At 74.5% G+C, this 15,809-nt stretch carries 11 protein-coding genes and 1 pseudogene; 3 read left to right on the forward strand and 9 right to left on the reverse strand.

Features of this window, described 5'->3' with window-relative positions; translation table 11 throughout:
• Window positions 1-3 precede the first annotated feature (3 nt).
• Window positions 4-1,644, reverse strand: a complete 1,641-nt coding sequence (locus tag QQY24_RS10445) for a TerD family protein (protein ID WP_301972393.1) — start codon at window positions 1,642-1,644, stop codon at window positions 4-6.
• A gap of 145 nt (window positions 1,645-1,789) precedes the next feature.
• A complete protein-coding gene (locus tag QQY24_RS10450; protein ID WP_301972394.1) occupies window positions 1,790-2,386 on the reverse strand; it encodes a M48 family metallopeptidase in 597 nt (198 codons plus the stop codon).
• A gap of 279 nt (window positions 2,387-2,665) precedes the next feature.
• Here QQY24_RS10450 and QQY24_RS10455 point away from each other — a divergent pair, with 279 nt between their 5' ends.
• Window positions 2,666-3,898, forward strand: a complete 1,233-nt coding sequence (locus tag QQY24_RS10455) for a TOMM precursor leader peptide-binding protein (RefSeq protein WP_301972395.1) — start codon at window positions 2,666-2,668, stop codon at window positions 3,896-3,898.
• Entirely contained in the window at window positions 3,891-5,291 is a 1,401-nt protein-coding gene (locus tag QQY24_RS10460; protein WP_301972396.1) for an AarF/ABC1/UbiB kinase family protein, read from the forward strand. Before QQY24_RS10455 ends, QQY24_RS10460 begins: the two co-directional genes overlap by 8 nt.
• A gap of 109 nt (window positions 5,292-5,400) precedes the next feature.
• On the opposite strand, the gene QQY24_RS10465 is transcribed toward QQY24_RS10460, so the two are convergent.
• From QQY24_RS10465 to QQY24_RS10480, 4 genes are all read right to left on the reverse strand, one after another.
• A complete protein-coding gene (locus QQY24_RS10465; protein WP_301972397.1) occupies window positions 5,401-5,727 on the reverse strand; it encodes a hypothetical protein in 327 nt (108 codons plus the stop codon).
• Window positions 5,724-6,092 carry a WhiB family transcriptional regulator gene (locus QQY24_RS10470; RefSeq protein WP_301972398.1) on the reverse strand — a complete coding sequence of 123 codons (369 nt, stop codon included), beginning with the start codon at window positions 6,090-6,092 and terminating at the stop codon, window positions 5,724-5,726. Before QQY24_RS10470 ends, QQY24_RS10465 begins: the two co-directional genes overlap by 4 nt.
• 174 nt (window positions 6,093-6,266) lie before the next feature.
• Window positions 6,267-6,590 carry a hypothetical protein gene (locus tag QQY24_RS10475; RefSeq protein WP_301972399.1) on the reverse strand — a complete coding sequence of 108 codons (324 nt, stop codon included), beginning with the start codon at window positions 6,588-6,590 and terminating at the stop codon, window positions 6,267-6,269.
• A gap of 165 nt (window positions 6,591-6,755) precedes the next feature.
• Window positions 6,756-8,957 carry an ATP-dependent DNA helicase UvrD2 gene (locus QQY24_RS10480; RefSeq protein WP_301972400.1) on the reverse strand — a complete coding sequence of 734 codons (2,202 nt, stop codon included), beginning with the start codon at window positions 8,955-8,957 and terminating at the stop codon, window positions 6,756-6,758.
• 280 nt (window positions 8,958-9,237) lie between these two features.
• Here QQY24_RS10480 and QQY24_RS10485 point away from each other — a divergent pair, with 280 nt between their 5' ends.
• Window positions 9,238-9,480 carry a mycoredoxin gene (locus QQY24_RS10485; protein WP_301972401.1) on the forward strand — a complete coding sequence of 81 codons (243 nt, stop codon included), beginning with the start codon at window positions 9,238-9,240 and terminating at the stop codon, window positions 9,478-9,480.
• A 95-nt stretch (window positions 9,481-9,575) separates the two neighbouring features.
• On the opposite strand, the gene nudC is transcribed toward QQY24_RS10485, so the two are convergent.
• The 3 genes and pseudogenes from nudC to QQY24_RS10500 all read right to left on the reverse strand — a co-directional run bounded on the left by nudC (window position 9,576) and on the right by QQY24_RS10500 (window position 15,804).
• Window positions 9,576-10,520, reverse strand: coding sequence for an NAD(+) diphosphatase (gene nudC / locus QQY24_RS10490; RefSeq protein ID WP_301972402.1), 945 nt, complete (start codon window positions 10,518-10,520; stop codon window positions 9,576-9,578).
• A gap of 152 nt (window positions 10,521-10,672) precedes the next feature.
• On the reverse strand, window positions 10,673-12,076 hold the full coding sequence (locus QQY24_RS10495) for a dipeptidase (protein WP_301972403.1): 1,404 nt from the start codon (window positions 12,074-12,076) through the stop codon (window positions 10,673-10,675).
• A 10-nt stretch (window positions 12,077-12,086) separates the two neighbouring features.
• Window positions 12,087-15,804 (reverse strand): annotated as a pseudogene (locus QQY24_RS10500) (UvrD-helicase domain-containing protein).
• Between the last annotated feature and the right edge of the window lie 5 nt (window positions 15,805-15,809).

The raw sequence follows: 15,809 nt of genomic DNA on the forward strand, positions 1-15,809 counted from the left end.
CCCTCAGACCTCGTACGGCTGGACGACGATGAAGTTGCCGGGCGCGCCCCGGAACTGGAGGTTGACGCTCTCCCCGGTGTCGCCCGGGTAGGCGTTGCGGCGCATGCGGACCTGGCTGGAGACGATCACCTGGGAGGCGGCCGACCAGGCGACCACCGCGTTGCAGTCGGCGAAGGTCGTCGGCGTCACGGGCAGCACGACGGGCGTGCCGTGCGTCTTGACGACGAGCGTGCCGGTGCCCTCGAACCGCATGGTGAACAGCGCGCCCCCGGGGATGCCGTGCCCCTCGATGCGGCGGACCTCGTACTGGAGTCCCTCGTCGAAGGCGAGGACGTTCTCGGCGGACACGCAGATCGCGTCGCCCTGCAGTTCGACGGGGTGCAGGTGGGCGGAGTTCTCGGCCAGGAACACCTGGCCCTGGCCGGTGCAGCGCATCAGCTGCATCTCCTGGCCGGTGGCGTTGCCCACGAGGCGTCCGGCGAACCCGGCGCCCTTGTAGCCGAAGTCGACCTTGCCCTGATAGAGCACCATGCTGCCCTGCCGGGCCAGCACGGGCTGACCGCCGACGCCGAGGTCGACGCGGACCAGTTTGCCGTTCTGCTGCGTCCAGCGCTGCCCGGTGGGGGCCTCCTTGAACCTCTGGAGCGCGGCCGTCACACCGGCACCGCCCTGGAGGGAGCCCTGCGGCACCCCGTGGGCGGCGGCCCCGCCGCCGGGCGCCTGCCCGTACGGGGGCTGCTGGCCGTAGCCCGGCGGCACGGGGGGCCCGGGCGGGCCGTCCGGTGCGGGCTGCCCGCCGTACCCCGGGGGCAGGGGGGCGCTGGGCGCACCACCGAACGACGACTGCTGCGGCGGCCGGCCGAACGGCGCGGGCGGGACCGTGCCGGGCGGCGGGGCCAGGGGGGCGACGACCGTCGGGGCGGCGTGCACGTTCGGGGCGGGCGCGGGTGCCGGCGGCGGGGTCGCGCCGGGCGGCGGGGCGAAACCCGGCGCGGCGGGCTGCGGCACGGGGGCGGCCGGGGCGCCGAACGGGGGCGGTGCGGCGGCCTGGGCGGGCGGCGCGAAGGCGGGGGCCGCGCCGGTCCGCGGCGGCTCCGCGGCGGCGGGCGCCTCCTCCTCCAGCACCTCGCCGCCGAAGTTCTTCAGCAGCGCCTCCAGCCCGCCGTCGAAGCCCTGCCCGACGGCGGCGAAGCGCCACCCGTCCTTGAAGTAGAGGTCACCGAGCATCACGGCCCGCTCGGTGGAGAACTCCGACCCGTCGAAGGAGTACCGCGCGACCTCCTCGCCACCGGCCACGATGCGCAGGTACCCGGGGGCGACCTGCGACATCCGTCCGGCACCGTCGATGGTCGCGGTGAAGGACAGCTTGCGGACGTGCGGGGGGACACGGTCCAGCGTGACCCGGAACGACTCGGTGTCGCCCGCCTGGGCGCCCAGCAGCCGGACGGACTCCTCGGGGGTCTTCGGCTGGTTGAAGAAGACGAAGTACCGGTCGTCGGAAAGGCGCTCGTCGGCGTCCAGACCGAAGCAGCTGATGTCGAAGGTCAGTCCGGGACCGGAGATCTGCACGCCCACGTACAGATCCGTGCCCGCCGTGAGGTCGCTGATCCTGGCCTTGTGGCCGCGTTGGAATTCCCTGGCCATGTGTGACGACCGTCCCCCATCCCGAATGCGAGTGCGTCGCGCCAGGCTAACCGCAAAGTCCGGCGGTGGACGCGGTCGGCGGCAGTCGGTACAGACCCGGTACACAACGGGCCGGAGTCCGCGGGGGCCGCCGCACGGGGGCGGCTCACTCCTCCTGGGTGCCGGGGGGGTGCGGCAGCCGGGCGGCGGCGACCACCCCCTCGAGGTAGCCGCGGGCCCGCTCGGTGCGCGGGTAGGCCTCCAGCAGCCGCCAGAAGTCCGGCCCGTGGCCCGGCACGAGCAGATGCGCCAGTTCGTGGCAGAGCACGTAGTCGACGACGTACTCCGGCATCCCCTGCAGCCGGTGCGACAGGCGGATGCTGCCCTCGGCCGGCGTGCACGAACCCCAGCGGGTGTTCTGGTTGGTGACCCAGCGCACGGAGGCGGGGCGGGCCCGGCCGCCGAGGTACTGGGCCGACAGCCGCCCGGCGCGCTCGACCAGCTCGGCGTCGCCGAGCACGCGCCTGCTCTCCTGGGCGGCCAGTTTGCCGAGCATGACGGTGACCCAGCGCTGTTCCTCCGCCGCGGACATCCGGGCGGGGATCAGCACGACGGTGCGATCGCCCTCGCGGTACGCGGAGACCGTCCGGCGGCGCCGGGTGCTCCTGCGGACCTCGATCGTGTTCGGCCCGGAGCCGCCCGGCGGCTGGCTCGTCGTGCTGCGCTGTGGCTTTCCGGCGCGGTGCGGTGGGTCGGCGGACACGTCCCGACGTTACCCGCTGGGCCGGGCCGGTGTCCCGGCGGTGGGACGGTCCGGCGGCCGGCGCCCACCGTGCGCCGGATCCGTACGACCGACGGGACCGGCCCGGGCGACCGGTTCGTACGACGATCATCCCCTGCCTGTGGACAACGTTCGCCGTCCGGTGGCCCGGCCGGGCATGCTGGCAGACGTCGGCGGGGCGCGACCGGCCCCGCCGGGGGCGGAGACGTCCGGACGCCCCGGAGACCTCCCGGGGAACTCTCGACGGATACGGGGACTGTCATGCATCCGATGGTGAAGCCGGCGCTGCGGCGCGGCTGGCGCGACCTGCACACCGTGCAGTTCGGGATGACGCCGGCGCACGCGATGACACTGGGGCCGGTGGACACGGCGACGGGCAGCTTCCTGGACCTGCTCAACGGCACCCGCGGCCTGCCCCTGCTGCGTGCGGAGGGCCGCCGCATGGACCTGCCGGACGGGCACGTCGACGCGCTGGTGGAGCGGCTCGGCCGGGCGGGACTGCTCGACGACGCCCGTGGCGGCGGGCCGGCCGCGGACGCGCTGCGCGAGAAGGAGGACGTGCTGGAGCGGCTGCGCCCGGACCTGGCCTCGCTGAGCCTGACCACGTCGGAACCGGGCGCGGCACTCGGCCGGCTCGCGGCCCGCCGCTCGCTGCGGGTCCAGGTGCGCGGCGCCGGACGGGTCGGGGCCGTGCTGGCGTCGGTGCTGTCGGGCGCGGGGGTCGGCGAGGTCGACGTGCGGGAGGCGGGCCGCGTGGAACCGTGGGACGTGGCTCCGGGCGGGCTGCCCGCCGAGTCGGTCGGCGAGCGCCGGACCGACGCGGCGCGCGCCGCCGTCCGCCGTGCGGCGCCGGACCGCCCGCCCCGCCGCGCCCGCCCCGTCCGCGCGTCGGCCGCCCGCCCCCGCGCCACGGAGGAGACCGGCTTCTCGCTGGTGGTCCTCGCCCCCCGGGACGGGGTCGCCGTGCAGGCCCCGGACCCGTTCGCCGCCGAACCGCTGATGGCCTCGGGCACACCGCACCTGTACGCCGGAGTGGTGGAGGGCACCGGCGTGGTGGGGCCCTTGGTCCTGCCCGGGGAGACGGGCTGCGCGGACTGCCTGCACCGGGAGCGCGCGGAGCGGGACCCGGTCTGGCCCCGGCTCGTCGCCCAGTGGCGTTCCGGCAGGGCCCGGCAGGTGGGACCCTGTGACGTGGCGCTGGCCACCACGGTGGCCGGACTGGCCGCCGCGCACGCCCTCGCCTTCCTCGACGGGCAGTCGCCGTCCAGCGCGGGCGCGCGCTGGGAGGCGTCCCTGCCCGGTCTGGACTGGCACGCACGACCGGTGCGGCCGCACCCGGCGTGCGCGTGCGGGGCGGCGAGGAAGAGCAGGGCGGAGCACTCCCCGACCGGTGGGGAGCCGCGCGGGACAATGGCTGTGCAACGGCCGTCGACGGAGCGACGACGCGAGGCAGGCGCGGCGCGGCCGACTGGGACTAGGAGGGCGCATGTCTGATCTTCCCCGGAAGGCGGTCACCCGGACCGCCAAGCTCGCCGCGCTCCCGCTCGGCTTCGCCGGCCGGGCGACCTGGGGGCTGGGCAAACGGATCGTGGGCGAGTCCGCGGAGATCGTCGGCCGCGAGCTGCAGCAGCGCACGGCGGAGCAGCTGTTCAAGGTGCTCGGGGAGCTGAAGGGCGGCGCGATGAAGTTCGGGCAGGCCCTGTCCGTCTTCGAGTCCGCACTGCCGGAGGAGGTCGCCGGCCCCTACCGTGCGGCGCTGACCAGACTCCAGGAGGCGGCGCCGCCGATGCCGACGCGCACGGTGCACGGCGTGCTCGCGCAGCGGCTGGGCGCGCACTGGCGCGAACTGTTCCTGGAGTTCGAGGACAAGCCCGCGGCGGCGGCCTCGATCGGCCAGGTACACCGGGCGGTGTGGCACGACGGCCGTGAGGTGGCGGTCAAGGTGCAGTACCCGGGCGCGGGTGAAGCCCTGCTGTCCGACCTGACCCAGCTGAGCCGTTTCGCCCGGCTGCTGGGACCGCTCATCCCCGGCATGGACATCAAACCGCTGATCGCCGAGTTGCGGGACCGCGTCTCGGAGGAACTGGACTACGCGCTGGAGGCACAGGCCCAGGAGGCGCACGCGCGGGAGTTCGCGGACGACCCGGACGTGGTGGTGCCGGCGGTGGTGCACCAGTGCGAGCAGGTCCTGGTCACCGAGTGGATCGACGGGGTCCCGCTGTCGGAGGTCATCGCGGACGGCACTCCGGAGCAGCGCGACCGGGCCGGCCAGCTGCTGGCCCGCTTCCTGTTCTCGGGTCCGGCCCGGACCGGCCTGCTGCACGCCGACCCGCACCCCGGCAACTTCCGGCTGCTGCCCGGCGGCCCGCAGGGCGGGGACGACTGGCGGCTGGGCGTTTTGGACTTCGGCACCGTCGACCGGCTCCCGGGGGGCCTTCCGTCGCCGATCGGCGTCTCGCTGCGGCTGACCCTGGACGGTGACGCCGAGAGGGTCTACGAACTGCTGTGCGCGGAGGGGTTCGTCAGGGAGTCCCTGGAGCTGGATCCCGACGCGGTGCTCGACTACCTGTTGCCGATCATCGAGCCGGCCCGGGTCGAGGCGTTCACCTTCACCCGCTCGTGGATGCGCAGCCAGGCCGCCCGCATCGCCGACATCCGCTCCCCCGCCTACCAGCTGGGCAAGCAGCTCAACCTGCCGCCGGCCTACCTGCTGATCCACCGGGTGACGCTGAGCACGATCGGGGTGCTGTGCCAGCTGGGGGCCACGGTCCGGCTGCGCGAGGAGCTGGAGGAGTGGCTGCCGGGCTTCGTGCCCGCGGACCGGGTGCCGCCGGGCGAGTCGCCCGTGGACGAGCCGGCCGAGGAGGACCCGGCGGCGGAGGCCTGACCCGGCCGGGCCTCCCCGGCGCGCCGCGGGGCCGGTCCGTCCGGTCGGACCGGCCCCGCGGGGAAGACGCCGCCCCCTGGCCGGGGGCCGCCGCTTCGGGTGCGAGCGGTTACTGCATGACGGCCATGGCGAGTGCGCGACGGGCGCGCATCGAGGCGCGCTCCGCCCGGCGCTGCATCCGCACGGCGGTCGCCAGGCGTACGGCCCGGCGTTCCCGCTCGGCGTCGCGCAGGCGCTCGCGCATATGCGCGCGAGCCAGGGCTTCTGGGATGAGTTGCATCTCTCGGGTCCTGTTCATCTGACGCGAACCGGTCGCGTCGGTGTGGGAGAAGTCTGGGGTCGCGGAGCCGGCGGGCTCGCTGGTGGACGGCTTCATCGGGGCCTGCTTCTTGGGGTCGTGCGTGAGGGGACGGTCGATCGTTCCTGGGGTGTTCATGCCGTGACCGGGTTCTTCCGCGGGCGGCCGCGCGGCCGCTTCCGGGCGACGACGACGCCCTGGACGAACAGTTCGCCGCCCCAGACGCCCCAGGGCTCACGCCGCTCCTTGGCCCCGACGAGGCAGGCCTCCATCAGCGGGCAGGTACGGCAGAGGGACTTGGCGTACTCGACGTCCGCCGGCGACTCGGCGAAGAAGACCTCCGGGTCGTAGGACCGGCAGGGGACGGGCGCGCCGAGGTTCTCGATGGCGTCGTCGAGCGCGGTGAGCGTGGTGAGGGGGATCAAGGCGGGGTCCTCCGTGAGACCGGGCGGGGGGATCGTTTGTGAAGGCGGTACGGACGGGGCGTGCGCTTCGAGTTGCACGGTTCGTTTTCCTCGTCTGGTCGGTCCGGCCGGTTGACCGGGTGTCGGCGTGGTACCGGGTTCTTCCCTTGTCCCGAGGCACCTTCGCTCCGTCGTCCCCGGTCGGGGAAAACAAAAGGGCCGCGGATCCCGGATGGGGTTCCGCGGCCCTGAAGGCGCCGGCCTGATCGACGATCAGGCTGGATCACTCCAGGGTTCTGGCCCACGGAAGGCCCACATCAGGTGGTGCTGCGTCGTCTGCTTCCGGATTCCGGCACCGGCCGCCGCAAAGGCATAGGCATGTGCCCGTGCCGCTACCGCTTCCAGTGCCGTGGTCGGTCGCTCATTGCGCTCGCGGACGGGAAGACCCGCGAGAGACAGGGAGGACGCCGGACCGGCGGCACGAATGCCGGACAGACCGGTGCCCTGGTCCGAGGCGCCGAGCAGGCACAGGGAGACGGCCGAGCGATCGGTCAGTTTGGCCGTGCTGGTGCTGGTGATGGTGGTGATGGCGATCACTGGACTCGCCTCCTCTCGGCGACTGGGGGGACCGGTGCGAACCGGTCCGCTCGGATGTGCAAGTACAACACGGAGTCGGGGCCTCGGAGAAGGCCGCCGCTTCCGTGCCTAGAACCTATGGGGATTGCCGGGGCATGCGCAAACTATTTTTCCGACGAGTTGCGCTCAGTCGTCCCCGGAGTCCTCACTGACCTCCTGACCTGCGCAGATGGCCAGCACATCGGTTCCGTAGCGCCGCAGTTTGCGACTGAGGACACCGGGGATGCGGGAGAGCTCCGCCGGGCTGCCGGGCCGGGTCTCGGCGATGGCCATGAGGGTCCGGTCCGTGAAGACGCAGAAGTCGGGCTGCCCGCTGCGCTCCGCCTGCACCGCCCGCCACTGGCGCAGCCGCTCGTAGAGACCTTCGTCCATGTCGGAGGGGCAGTCCTCGCAGCGCATCAGCTTCATCTCGCCCGCGTCGGTGAGCGTGCGTCCGCAGACCCGGCAGCGGGCCGGGGTGCGCTGGGCGCGCCGGTGGGCGGCCGGGACGTCACCGCGGACGCCGCGTTCGACGCCCCCGGCGGCGGCCCCGGAGCGGCCGACGGTGGCGGCCGAACCGGGGCGCAGTCCGTCGAGGAAGTGGCTGGGTCTGCGGCTGGGCCGTCCGCCGGGTGAGCGGGACAGGGCCCAGGAGAGGTGGAGCCGTTCCCTGGCGCGGGTCACGCCGACGTAGAGGAGGCGGCGCTCCTCCTCGATCTGCTCGTCCGTCTTCGCGTAGGTGATCGGCACCATGCCCTCGGCGATGCCGACGAGGAAGACGGCGTCCCACTCCAGGCCCTTGGCCGCGTGCAGGGAGGCGAGGGTGACGCCCTGGACGGTCGGCGCGTGCTGGGCGTTCGCCCGTTCGTCCAGCTCCGTCATGAAGTCGCCGAGGGTGGCCTTGGGGTGGGCGGCGGCGAAATCGTGGGCGAGGTGGACGAACGCGGCCAGCGACTCCCAGCGCTCCCTGACGGCTCCGGAACCGGCCGGCGGTTCGCTGGTCCAGCCCTCGCCCGACAGCACGGCGCGCACCTGGGAGGGCAGGCCGACGGCGTCGTCCAGCAGGGCGTCGTTGCCGCCGAAGCGGGCCGCGGCGCGCACGGCGGCCATGGCCCTGCGCACCTCGGGCCGGTCGAAGAAGCGCTCGGCGCCGCGCAGCTGGTACGGGACCCCGGCGTCGGCGAGGGCCTGCTCGTAGGTCTCGGACTGGGAGTTCGTGCGGAACAGGACGGCGATCTCGGCGGCCGGGACGCCGGCGTCGATCAGCTCGCGGATGCGGCGGGCGGCTCCCTCGGCCTCGGCGGGCTCGTCCGCGTACTCGGTGTAGACGGGCTCGGGGCCGGACGGGCGCTGGGAGACCAGTTCCAGCCGGTGGTTGGCGGCGCGGCCACTGGCCTGGGCGAGGAGGCCGTTGGCGAGGCGGACCACCTGGGGGGTGGAGCGGTAGTCGCGCACCAGTTTGACGACGGTCGCGTCGGGATGGCGGGCGCGGAAGTCGAGCAGGTGGTCGGGCGTTGCTCCCGTGAACGAGTAGATCGTCTGGCTGGCGTCCCCGACGACGCACAGGCTGTCGCGGCCGCCGAGCCACAGCTCCAGCAGCCGCTGCTGCAGGGGGCTGACGTCCTGGTACTCGTCGACGACGAAGTGCTGGTACTGGGCGCGGACCTGGTCGGCGATGTCGTGCCGGTCCTGGAGGACGGCGACGGTCAGCAGCAGGACGTCCTCGAAGTCGATGACCGCGCGGTCCCGCTTGAGGTCTTCGTAGGCGGCGTAGAGGTGGGCGATCTCGGCCGGGTCGCGCGGGGCCTGGCGGCCGGCCTTCGCGACCGCGTAGGGGTAGTCCGCGGGGACGGTCTGGGTGACCTTGGACCACTCGATCTCGGCGGCGGCGTCGCGCAGTTCCCCCCGGTCGAGGCGGAGGTTGCAGGCGGCGGCCGCGTCGGCGACGAGCGGGATCTTGCGGTCGACGAGCCGGGGCAGGCCGCCGCCGACCGCCCTCGGCCAGAAGTACTGCAGCTGGCGCAGCGCGGCGGAGTGGAAGGTGCGGGCCTGCACGCCGTGGGCACCGAGCTGGCGCAGCCGGCCGCGCATCTCCCCCGCGGCCCGGTTGGTGAAGGTGACGGCGAGCACGCTGGAGGGCTGCAGGACGCCCGCACGCACCCCGTAGGCGATGCGGTGGGTGATGGCCCGGGTCTTGCCCGTGCCGGCTCCGGCCAGGACGCACACCGGTCCGCGCAGGGTGGTGGCCACCTCGCGCTGCTCGGGATCGAGCCCTTCGAGCACCGCGTCGGCCGAGTCCGGTGCCTGCGGGACGAGGGAGACGAGGGAGGGGTGTGTTGCTGCTGTCACACGGCCATGCTGCCAGGTCGCCGAGGACCGCTGCCCCGGTTGTCCACAGGCGGGCCCGCGCAGTCGTACTGATGCGTCAATCGTCACAACCGTGACCGGGCGTCCCGGACGCCCTGACGCTCCCGACGCCACGGGCCGCCCCGGGCCGCCCCGGGCCGCCCCGGGCGGGAATGCCACGCCCCGGGGGAACACCGGTCACTCCCGGTGGGAATGGCGGACGGGTCCTTCGCGTTCCCCTACCCGCACGACCTTTCCGAGCTGCCTGAGGAGCGCGAGAGACATGCAGGGCACTGTGACGATGTACAGCACGACTTGGTGCGGCTACTGCCGCCGGCTCAAGAGCCAGCTGGACCGCGAGGGCATCGCCTACACCGAGATCAACATCGAGCAGGACCCCGAGTCCGCCGCCTTCGTGGAGAAGGCCAACGGCGGGAACCAGACCGTGCCGACTGTGCTCTTCGAGGACGGGTCCACGCTGACGAACCCGTCGCTGGCCCAGGTGAAGCAGAAGCTCGCCGCCTAGCCGCCGAGCGTTCGCGCCGAGGGCGGCTCCCGGGACGTCTCACGTCCGGGGAGCCGCCCTCTCGCGTCCGCGGGCACGGGCGGTGCGGTGCCGCCTCAGACGAAGCTCCTCGTCGGCAGCGGCTTGCCGTACCACGTCTCGATCAGGCGGGCGGCGATGGAGATGCCGTAGGGCGGCAGGACCTCGCCGGACTCGAAGGCCGTGTGCAGCTCCTCACGGGAGAACCAGCGGGCCTCGTGGATCTCGTCGCCGTCCACGTCGATGTCGGTCGAGGTGGCGCGGGCCGTGAAGCCCAGCATGAGGCTGGACGGGAACGGCCAGGGCTGGCTGGCCACGTACTCGACCGGGCCGACGGTGATGCCGGCCTCCTCGAAGACCTCGCGGCGCACCGCGTGCTCGACGGACTCGCCGGGCTCGACGAAGCCGGCGAGCGTCGAGAAGCGGCCCTCGGGCCAGTGCACCTGGCGGCCGAGCAGGAGCCGGTCGTCCGCGTCGGTGACGGCCATGATCACGGCCGGGTCGGTGCGCGGGTAGTGCTCGGCACCGCAGGCCGGGCAGCGGCGGATGTGGCCGGCGGCGGCGATGACCGTGCGCTCGCCGCAGCGGGAGCAGAAGCGGTGGGTGCGCTGCCAGTTCTCCAGCCCGACGGCGTGCACCATGAGGCCGGCGTCGCGCGGTGACAGCAGCAGGCCCGCCTCCCGCAGGCCCGCCGGGCGCGCTGACTGGTCGATGCGGCCGGGCAGCGAGTCCTTCTGGAGCGCGAAGTAGCTCACGCCGTCCCCGTCGATGCCGAGGAAGTAGCGGTGCGCCTCGGTGAGCGGCGCCTCGAAGGAGGGGGTCATGACGAGTTCGGTCCGGCCGTCCGGCGTCTCGTCGATGAGCACCTGGCCGCCGGAGACCACGAAGCAGCGGGTCGTGGGGTGGCTCCACGCCGCCGCGAGCCAGGCCTCGTCGAGCCGGTGGTGGGCGGCGCGGTCGATGCCGCTCGGGGCGGTCAGCGAGATGGGTCGGTCGGCGGTGTGGTCGGTCCAGGTGGTCACGGGTGCTTCCAACTCCCCCGGTGGAACGGTTCGTTTCGGCGGGCGGTTCGGCGGGACGTGGGGCGGGAGGGCGGGCCGGATGCGGGCGGGGCGGGCGGGGCGGTCCTTCCAGTGTGCCCCGCGCGCGGCGCCGTTCACCACGGCGCCACCGGTCAGGGGGCGCGGCGCCAGTGCTCGGCGAGGTCGCCCCACAGGTACGCGCTGGCCTCGGCTCCCTTGAGGAGGAGGTCCAGTTCGACCTTCTCGTTCGGGGCGTGCCAGCCGTCGGAGGGGACGGAGATGCCCAGGAAGAGGACGGGTGCGCCGAGGACTTCCTGGAGGTCGGCGGCGGGTCCGGAGCCGCCCTCGCGGGTGAAGCGGACGGGGCTCGCGAAGGCGCGGCCCATGGCGCGGACCACGGACTGCAGCGCGGGGTGGTCCAGCGGGGTCAGGCACGGGCGCGTGGCCGGGCCGAAGGTGATCTCGGCCCGGATGCCGGCGGGCACCTGCTCGGCGGCCCAGGCGCGGACGGCCTTCTCGATGTGGCCGGGGTCCTGGCCGGCGACCAGCCGGAAGGACAGCTTCACCATGGCCGAGGACGGGACGATCGTCTTGCTGCCGGGACCCTGGTAGCCGCCGCCGATGCCGTTGACCTCGGCGGTCGGGCGGGCCCAGACGCGCTCCAGGGTGGTGTGGCCGGCCTCGCCGTGGGCCGCGTGCGACTTGGCGGTGCGCAGCCACTGCTCCTCGTCGAAGGGCAGTTCGGCGAACAGCTCGCGCTCCCGGTCGGTCAGGTCCACGACGCCGTCGTAGAAGCCGGGGACCGCCACGCGCGCGTGCTCGTCGTGCAGGGCGGCGACCAGGCGGGCGGCGGCGGTGGCCGGGTTGGGGACGGCACCGCCGAAGGAGCCCGAGTGGATGTCCTGGTCGGGGCCGTACAGCCGGATCTCGCACTCGGCGAGGCCGCGCATGCCGGTGCACACGGTCGGGGTGTCCGCGGACCACATGCCGGTGTCGGAGACGATCACGGCGTCGGCGGCCAGCCGCCCGGCGCGCTCCTCGACGAGGGCCCGCAGGTGCGGGGAGCCGGACTCCTCCTCGCCCTCGACGAGCAGCTTGAGGTTCACGGCGGGGGCGGTGCGGCCGGTGGCGGCGAGGTGGGCGCGGACGCCGAGCGTGTGGAGGAAGACCTGTCCCTTGTCGTCGGCGGCACCGCGCGCGTGGAGGCGGTTGCCGCGGATCACCGGTTCGAAGGGGTCGCTGTCCCAGCCGTCCTCGCGGGCGGCGGGCTGGACGTCGTGGTGGCCGTAGACCAGGACGGTGGGCGCCTCGGCGTCGTCCGAGGGCCACTCGGCGAAGACGGCCGGGGCGCCCGGGGTCCGCCAGACCTCGGCGGTCGGGAAGCCGGTCTCCCGGAGCTTGGCGGCGAGCCAGTCGGCGCTGCGGCGTACGTCGGGCGCGTGGTCGGGCCGGGCCGACACGGAGGGGATGCGCAGCCACGCGGCGAGGTCGTCGAGGAAGGCGGCGCGCTGCTGCTCGATGTACGGGCGGACGGCGCTGTCCGGGGTCTGGCTCATGCTCACGAGCCTATCGGCCCGCACCGGCGTCCTCGGCGGGCGGTTCGTCACACTCAGGTCGTCTCCCGTGCCGCGGCGGCCTCCTCGCCCGTGAGCAGCCGTTCGAGCGCGGCCCGGTCGGGCAGTCCTTCGGGGCGCACCACGTCGCCGGTGCGCACGTACAGGAAGGCGGCCGTGACCGACTCGGGCGGTACGCCCTGCTTCTCGGCCCAGGCCAGCCGGTACACGGCGAGCTGGAGCGGGTCGGCGGTGCGGGTGCGGCCGGTCTTCCAGTCGACGATCTCGTAGGTGGCCCCGTCGCCGTCGCCGTTCTTGTAGACGGCGTCGATCCGGCCGCGCACGACGCGGCCGGCGAGGGCGAACTGGAACGGCGCCTCGACGCGGTAGGGGGTGCGGCGGGCGTACTCCGTGCGTTCGAAGGCGGCCTTGAGTGCTTCGAGGTCCCGCTCGTCGGCGATCTCGGCCTCGCTCCCGGGCAGCTCGTCGGGTTCCAGCAGGGGCAGGGGCAGTTCCTCGAAGCGGGTTTCGAGCCAGGCGTGGAAGCGCGTGCCCCGGCGTGCGCCCGGTTGCGGGGGACTCGGCATGGGGCGTGCGAGTTCCTGTGCGAGCCCGTCCGGGTCCTCGGCCAGGCGCAGCAGCTGGGACGCCGTCAGCGCGACCGGCAGGGGGACGTCCGTGACGCTCTGCCGGGAGCGCAGCAGCTCGCCGGTGAGGGCGTCGAGGTCGCGGTCCCAGGAGGCGATCGTGCGGGTCTCTTCGGGGGTGAGGGACGCGGCGGCGGGGCGGGGGTGCCCGCCGGGGGCGGGTGACGCCTGGTGGGGCACGGTCAGCCGCCCGGCCTGCCGGGAGCCCCGGTCGGCGCGGCCCACCGGGCGGGGGACGGCCCCGCCGTAGGGCGGTTCCGTCCGGTACGGGTGCGGCTCCCCGTGGTGCGCGCCGTCCTCACCGTACGGGCCGTCGCCGCCGGGGTCCCCGTCGTATGGGTCGGCAGCCTCCTCGAGCGCCTCGCCGTACGGGCCCCCGCCGTGGGGGTCGCCGTCGTAGGGGTCCTCGTCGCGGGGGTCCCCGTGGTACGGGTCGCCGCCGTACGGGTCCTCGTCCGGGGGGAGCGCCTCGCCGTACGGGTCCTCGTCGGGGGCGTCCTCGTCGGCCGGCGGTGCGGGCCAGTCGGGGTCGTCGTGCGTGCCGGGGCCGTGGACGGCCGGGGGGCGGCCGTCCTGCCGGGCGGCCAGGGCGTCCAGGTGGGCGAGGACGGTCCCGGCGGCCGCGCGGCGGCGGGCCAGGGCGGTGGCGTCCAGGGGCAGGGGCCACACCTGGTCGGCGGTGGCCGCGTGCAGCGCCGGGTTCTCCTCGCCCTCGGCGGGCTCGTCGGCCCACGCCTCGATCTCGCCGTGGCCGGCGGCGCAGTGGTCGTGGAGGGCCCGGAGGAAGTCGGAGGGGCCGCGCGGCTTCTTCTGGCTGGGCCCCCACCAGTGGCCGGAGCCGAGCAGGAGGGAGCGGGGGCGGGTGAAGGTGACGTAACCGAGGCGGAGTTCCTCGGTGTGCTGGTGGTCCTTCATGGCCTCGTGGAAGGCCTTCGTGCCGCGGGCGTCCCAGGAGCCGACGTCGGGCAGGGTGTCGGCGTCGCCGCGCAGGGCGTGCGGGACCACCTTGGCCTGCGCGGTCCACTTCTCGCGGCCCTGGGCGCTGGGGAAGGTGCCCCTGACCAGTCCGGGGACGGCGACGACGTCCCACTCCAGGCCCTTGGACTTGTGCGCGGTGAGCACCTTGACGGTGTTCTCGCCGCCGGGCAGGGCGTTGTCGAGGCCCTTCTCGTACTGGGCGGCGGTGCGCAGGAAACCGAGGAAGGCCAGCAGGGTGGCCTCGCCGTCCCCGGCGGCGAAGGAGGCGGCGACGTCCAGGAAGTTGGACAGGGTCTCGCGGCGGCGGGCGGCCAGCGCGTGCGGGGACGCCGACAGTTCCACTTCGAGGCCGGTGACCGCCAGGACGCGGTGCAGGACGTCCATCAGCGGGTTGGACAAGGAGCGGCGCAGGTCGCGCAGTTCGGCGGCGAGGCGGGCGAAGCGCACCCGCGCGTCCGGGGAGAACGGCAGCCCGTCGTCCCCCGCGTCCTCGCGCGGGGAGGACTCCAGGAACGTGTCCAGGGCGTCCGCGAGGGAGATCACCTCGGAGGGGTCGGTGCCCTCGACGGCCTCGGCGAGCCGGCGCTCGGGGTCGTCGGTGCCGTCCCCGCGCGCGTGGGTGACCAGCAGGCGGGCGCGGCGGCCCAGGAGGGCCAGGTCTCGGGGGCCGATGCGCCAGCGCGGTCCGGTCAGCAGGCGGACGAGGGAGGCGTTGGCGCCGGGGTCCTGCAGGACCTCGCAGACGGCGACGAGGTCGGCGATCTCGGGCAGGTGCAGCAGACCGGAGAGGCCGACCACCTCGACGGGGACGTCGCGGGCGACGAGGGCGCCCTGGATCTGGGCGAAGTCGGTCGCCGTACGGCACAGTACGGCGATCTCGCCGGGGGCCTTGCCGGTGCGGACGAGGTGGGCGACGGAGTCGGCGATCCAGGCGATCTCCTCGGCGTGGGTGCGCAGCAGGGCGCAGCGCACCGTGCCGTCGCGTTCGGCGCCGGGGGCCGGGCGGAGGGCCTCCACGCCCGCGTGCATGGCGCGCAGGGGTGCGGCGAGACCGTTGGCGAGGTCGAGGAGGCGGCCGCCGCTGCGGCGGTTCTCGCTGAGCGCCTGGCGGGTGGCGGGGCGGCCGTCGGGGCGGGCGAAGTGCTCGGGGAAGTCGTCGAGGTTGGCGACGGAGGCGCCGCGCCAGCCGTAGATGGCCTGGCAGGGGTCGCCCACGGCGGTCACCGGGTGGCCCGTGCCGCCGCCGAACAGGCCCGCCAGCAGGACGCGCTGGGCCACGGACGTGTCCTGGTACTCGTCCAGGAGGACGACCCGGAACTCCTCGCGCAGCAGGCGGCCCACCTCGGGGATCCGCGCGAGGCGCGCGGACAGGGCGATCTGGTCGCCGAAGTCGAGCAGGTCGCGCTCGCGCTTGGCCGCCCGGTAGCGCGTGACCAGGTCGGCGAGTTCGCGGCGGGCGGCGGCGGTCTCGGGGACCTTGCGCAGGTCGGGGTTGCTGAGCCCGGCGCCTTCCAGGGTGCGCAGCAGGTCCGCGTCCCAGGCGCGCAACCGTTCGGGTTCCACGAGGTGTTCGGCGAGTTCGGAGTCGAGGGCGAGCAGGTCGCTGACGAGGTCGGCGAAGGAACGGGTGAGCGCCGGGTAGGGGCCGGGGGCCTCGCGCAGCACGCGCGCGGCGAGCTGGTAGCGGGTGGCGTCGGCGAGCAGCCGGGAGGTGGGTTCGAGGCCGATGCGCAGGCCGTGGTCGGTCAGGAGGCGGCCGGCGAAGGAGTGGTACGTGGAGATGACGGGCTCGCCGGGCGGGTCGTCCGGGTCGATGGCGTCCGGGTCGGTGACGCCGGCCCTGACCAGTGCCCTGCGGACGCGTTCGGCGAGTTCGCCCGCGGCCTTGTTGGTGAAGGTCAGGCCGAGGACCTGCTCGGGGGCGACCTGTCCGGTGCCGACCAGCCAGACCACGCGGGCGGCCATCACGGTGGTCTTGCCGGACCCGGCTCCGGCCACGATCACCTGCGGGGCCGGCGGCGCGACGATGCAGGCCGTCTGCTCCGGTGTGAACGGGATGCCGAGGAGCTCCTTGAGCTGCTCGGGGTCGCTGATACGGGCGGGCATTCGTC

Source organism: Streptomyces sp. TG1A-8 (assembly GCF_030499535.1).
Lineage (GTDB): Bacteria > Actinomycetota > Actinomycetes > Streptomycetales > Streptomycetaceae > Streptomyces.

Excerpts from the sequence above, each read along its gene's own strand:
- QQY24_RS10495 (WP_301972403.1), bottom strand. The coding sequence starts at position 12,076 with ATGAGCCAGACCCCGGACAGCGCCGTCCGCCCGTACATCGAGCAGCAG.
- QQY24_RS10460 (WP_301972396.1), top strand. The coding sequence starts at position 3,891 with ATGTCTGATCTTCCCCGGAAGGCGGTCACCCGGACCGCCAAGCTCGCC.
- QQY24_RS10455 (WP_301972395.1), top strand. The coding sequence starts at position 2,666 with ATGCATCCGATGGTGAAGCCGGCGCTGCGGCGCGGCTGGCGCGACCTG.
- QQY24_RS10485 (WP_301972401.1), top strand. The coding sequence starts at position 9,238 with ATGCAGGGCACTGTGACGATGTACAGCACGACTTGGTGCGGCTACTGC.
- QQY24_RS10445 (WP_301972393.1), bottom strand. The coding sequence starts at position 1,644 with ATGGCCAGGGAATTCCAACGCGGCCACAAGGCCAGGATCAGCGACCTC.
- QQY24_RS10465 (WP_301972397.1), bottom strand. The coding sequence starts at position 5,727 with ATGAACACCCCAGGAACGATCGACCGTCCCCTCACGCACGACCCCAAG.